3 protein-coding genes are annotated in these 4420 nt (G+C 48.3%); 1 reads left to right on the plus strand and 2 read right to left on the minus strand.

Annotated features, from left to right (window positions below):
* Positions 1–579 precede the first annotated feature (579 nt).
* Complete coding sequence (locus tag AC1RMD_RS31075; RefSeq protein WP_492932710.1) at positions 580–2832, minus strand: AlbA family DNA-binding domain-containing protein; 2253 nt, start codon at positions 2830–2832, stop codon at positions 580–582.
* Between the two features lie 368 nt (positions 2833–3200).
* Here AC1RMD_RS31075 and AC1RMD_RS31080 point away from each other — a divergent pair, with 368 nt between their 5' ends.
* A complete protein-coding gene (locus tag AC1RMD_RS31080) occupies positions 3201–4025 on the plus strand; it encodes a TIR domain-containing protein (protein WP_492932712.1) in 825 nt (274 codons plus the stop codon).
* Between the two features lie 172 nt (positions 4026–4197).
* Here AC1RMD_RS31080 and AC1RMD_RS31085 read toward each other — a convergent pair.
* Positions 4198–4420, minus strand: a 223-nt coding sequence (locus AC1RMD_RS31085) for a hypothetical protein (protein WP_492932714.1), incomplete at its 5' end; no start/stop codon positions are given.

A 4420-nucleotide genomic window follows, 5' to 3' on the forward strand; every position in this document is an offset into this window, starting at 1 on the left:
TACAACGGTCATTGTTTCTCCTTGATGGCGGCAGTGTCCTGCCAAATGACCGTTTACACAAAATTATTTACACCCTCCACCCGAGGGTGGCTTTTGCTTTTGTATCCTTGGCGGAGAGGGGGATTCCTATCGATGAAAGCACACTAACCAACAATTGATCTTCGACAGATTCTGAATACTCCATGCCCCCAAACATGCCGCGCTCTGTGCTGCCAATTTTAATTACGATGCACACCTTCGCCGCAAGTGTACGGGGCGTACTCTAGACTTTCAAACTCCACCGAGGAAGTATTATTTGACGACCTTACTCTTTACAGAAATCTTACAAACTCTCAGGTTACAATAGTACGCCAAAAAAACACCCAGAAATATCTGACTTTGCCTCTGCCTCTGCTTTCTATTTAGTTCACCGCCCCTTAGTTTATGTAATACCGCGACTAGTAGGATAGGAGTTGTGGCATCGCAAGGTTGTTGATCCTCCACGGCTTGACGTTATTCAAAAGCTGAACACTCGCTGCGCCTGTATTGGCCGGAGTCATTTCAAGACGACTCTAAGTAACCTTGCTGCAGAATAGCGTTTCACCGCTTTCTCTCGAGTCGACGCTGAAGGCTCTCCGCTTGTCGAACTAACACTTCAACTCTTCGCGACCTTATTTCGCCATTCGTTTGCTTTGCTGCTTCTTGAAGATCCTTAATTGCAAGCCCAAGGTAACGAATCGCGGAATCACTTGAGATCCGCGAGCTAGAACGCGTGGCAAGCGCAACATTCGCCTCAGCCCTACGTTCGTACCAATTCGAGCGATCAAGCCCATGCTCCATTGCGGTCGTCGCTACCATCGTAGCGTGCTCAAACGAACCACGCGCGACCTCCGTTTCAAACCATAGATCAAACAATATAGGTTTTCTTTGCCCTAGATCAAAAGCTTGCTCAAACGAATTGTGGGCCTCTTCGAGATTCGGGCTCTGCAGCTTTAAGGAAAAACGTCCTAACGCAAGTAGTAGGTCAGGATGCGGATTCGTGAGTTTCTTGGAAGCCGCCCGAATAGTCTCTATTGCACCCTTTGCATCACCTTCACGCTGTTGAGCAATAGCATCACTTATGGCTAAGCCTACAATACCAGATCGTTTCTGAATTCCTAAGCCGATTGCATCGGTTTTTAGTCTCTTGGTAGCCCCAAGAATAGCTGTATGGTCAATACCTAGCGTAGATGTTAACTCGATCACAAGCTTGCCAGTATTGGGCTCAACAGTGAATCGTGCCTCTCTTGCTATGGAAGGAGCACTAATCAAGAACAACCCTGATAGCTCTTGCAATGCATCCCCAAGCGTCTGTTCCGAGTAATCTACAACCTGCGTTAATTCCACAAAACTACAACTCCGCAATGTGCTGACCGCATAAAGCACACGTTTTGCTTCGCGTGAAAGTTGCTGCACCTCTCGCTGCAAAGCAGCCTTCCGCACTTCTATGCCCTTTTCTCCCTTCCATTCATTAATAGCTTGCTCCAGCGACAGCCCCCGGCGCTCCAGCCTAACGAGCGAATCTGCAAATAAAGGGGATCCGCCTGTTATGTCGCGTAATCGGAGCGTTCGTGACTCCGAGATAGCAGGCAGACCATATCGCTGGCGCAAGACTGAAAGAAATTCTGAAAAATCTTCAGGAGGCAATCCATTCAGTTTCAACACATTGTCCGGCGAATAAGATAGATTCACACGGGTAGTCAAAAGAATCTTCGATGATCGAGGTGCTCGTAGTCCGAATTCCATCGCGCGTTGCTGATCATCTGGCGTAAGCGAGTCCACGTCATCAATGACAATGAAACTAGGATCCGATTCACAAGTCTCAAGTGCGAGCTGCATCAACCCCTTTGTATCCAACCCAATAAAATCTGACGCGATACAACCGATCGCAGATGCAATGGCGCCGAAGAGCGAATTTGCATCTGCAAAGTCTACAATTGTCGCATTTCTATATTCATTTTTAGCTGGAATAAACTGTTTTTGCTTAGCAGTCAACCAAATTACTCGATTAAAAGGGCGAACACGCCGGGTTGCTATGAGCTCCGCAAAGCGATATGCGAGGCTGGTCTTTCCTAACCCGCCCTCCCCTGCAACCAGTCTGACTCGGGAGAAATCATCTGATAACCATGCCCACAACTCTCCGACAGCCGCATCTCGACCCACAAAATTTGAACAAATAATCGATCTATCTGGGAGATTATTGTCCAGAGGCTCAAGTTTGAATGGTGCCTCTATATGTTCGGTGATATTTGGTGGCCGTCGTTCCGAAAATAAAAAATCATAATCATCCGCGCCAGAAGCAACTGCATTCGTATCAAGCTTCCGAAAGACAACATCACTCTTTTTGTATAGAAGCTTTCCTACTTTTTCTTCCGGCCCATTTCTTGTGAACCGAACCGGAGATTCGCCAATGTCTCGCTTCGAAATCCATACCACTTCCAAATAAAAACCTTCATGGTTAATATTTGTAATATTCGTACGTAGTAGACATCCCGTCGCGGCGGAAATCATGTCTCGTATTTTATTAGGCTGTAATAACCCAGGCTTAACCCCAACAGCCCGAAATTCGCGATCCTTCTCCAGCTCCTCCACACCAAAGACTAAAAACCCACCGAACGAATTGTGCATCGCGACCAGATCCCGAATTGTCTTAGAATATTCCAAATCGGTTTCGGGTAACTGACGCTTGAGGTCCAATACCTCGCATTCAGCCAAAACGCTGCTTAACGAAGTGATAGCAGCAATCGCTTCATCGGTTAACTGGCCTGCAGCCGTTGATCGGTGCAATTCTGACAACAAATTCATTCGGCTCATGGGATATTTAATAACTGATAATTAGCCAAGTGTAAGCGAAAGCGAGAAGCACCGCAATCGCCCATCCGATACAATCCACCGCCATTTTCCGTTCGCGACAGCCTAGTTTTTTCCTAGCTCCTTGCGCGGGCGGGGCTATACAGCCCACGTTTACCCGGCTTTCCAGGCATTTTAGTTATTCATTCCAAAAAAAATTTCATCTCCGCGATCATGCCTAATATACCTCGCTGCTACGCTCTACTTTGCGTTACGATTACATCCGGCCTCATGATCTCTAGGGTTGATCGAGCAACGAGTCTCACGATCATTGGTTTGGCCTGCATTACTCATAGACCAGTTAACATAACAACAACCATTAAGGATACGCAGTGAACACCGATGAATTGCTTGAGAAGATAGATAATTTGCGTCAACGCCTTCTAGGAGAAGTCGTGCAAGCATACCGGAATCGAGGCGCATCTTACGGCTCGGAGCGGTTTCAAGCGTGGCAAACTGTCACCTTTAGGTTCCTGGACGAACACCTATCAAACGCAAGTGAAAGGCTCCGCCTTAAGCTTCATCATAGTATGACCTTCGGTTCGACCGGAGAGAACGACTTCGACGCATTTTGGCGAACCGACGGGGAAAGAACCCTCGCGTTTCTAGACTCCTTATCTGCGGATATCAAAAGTGGGGATTATGATAATTCAGCCAAAAAAAGCATTATGAGCCAGGGTACTATTAAAGACACGGCCTCAGCTCCAGTCTCCAATAAGGTCTTTATTGTCCACGGGCACGACAGTACTCTAAAAACTGAAGTTGCTCTTTTCCTTCAAACGCTTGGCTTCGAGCCTATAATTCTCCATAAGCAAGCGAGTGGGGGCATGACCATTATTGAAAAAATCGAAGCGTATACCGATGTAGGCTTCGGTATCGTTCTCTACACTCCGGATGATGTTGGCGCCGCAAAGGCGGATGCTGCTGCGGGAATCTACAAATCCCGTGCGCGTCAAAACGTGGTCTTTGAACATGGATTTCTAATTGCAAAGCTTGGGCGAGAGAAGGTAGCGCCTCTGGTAAAGGACACCGAAGAGATGCCCGGCGACGTTAGCGGCGTTGTTTATGTTGCGAACAATAATTGGAAGCACGATATCGCTAAAGAAATGCAACATGCAGGCTACTCCATAGATAGCGAAAAACTGCTCAGAGCCTAAGCCCCTTCAAAGCTGGTGCCGTTTCGATCCCAAGTTCGTCCCATGGATTCAATTCTTAAGAGCTTGTGCTTCCAGAGAGTGTGACGACACGTAGCGTGAGCGCAGTTTCGCCTTTTTTGCAGCGAGGGAGCGGCATCCGCGGGCTGCTGCTTCGCGGCAGAAATTGGACATCTCAGAACTCCCCCACAGAGAACCGATTGCATTCGAAGCTGCAGCAGGCGCGCCGAGTGATCACGCTGCTTTTGCTCGGGGCCCAGCTGAGATAATCGGGGGCCACCTCGTGCTGGGCATTGCCAGCCGGTGAGCTGGCGGTAGCGGTCTTGCGCGTAGTTGTGGCGCAGCCCATGAACACCGTGGATTCCCGCCTTATCACACTGAGCTCGAAAGCGCTGAAG

The sequence above is a fragment of the Duganella sp. GW822-FHT06D06 genome (assembly GCF_058799615.1).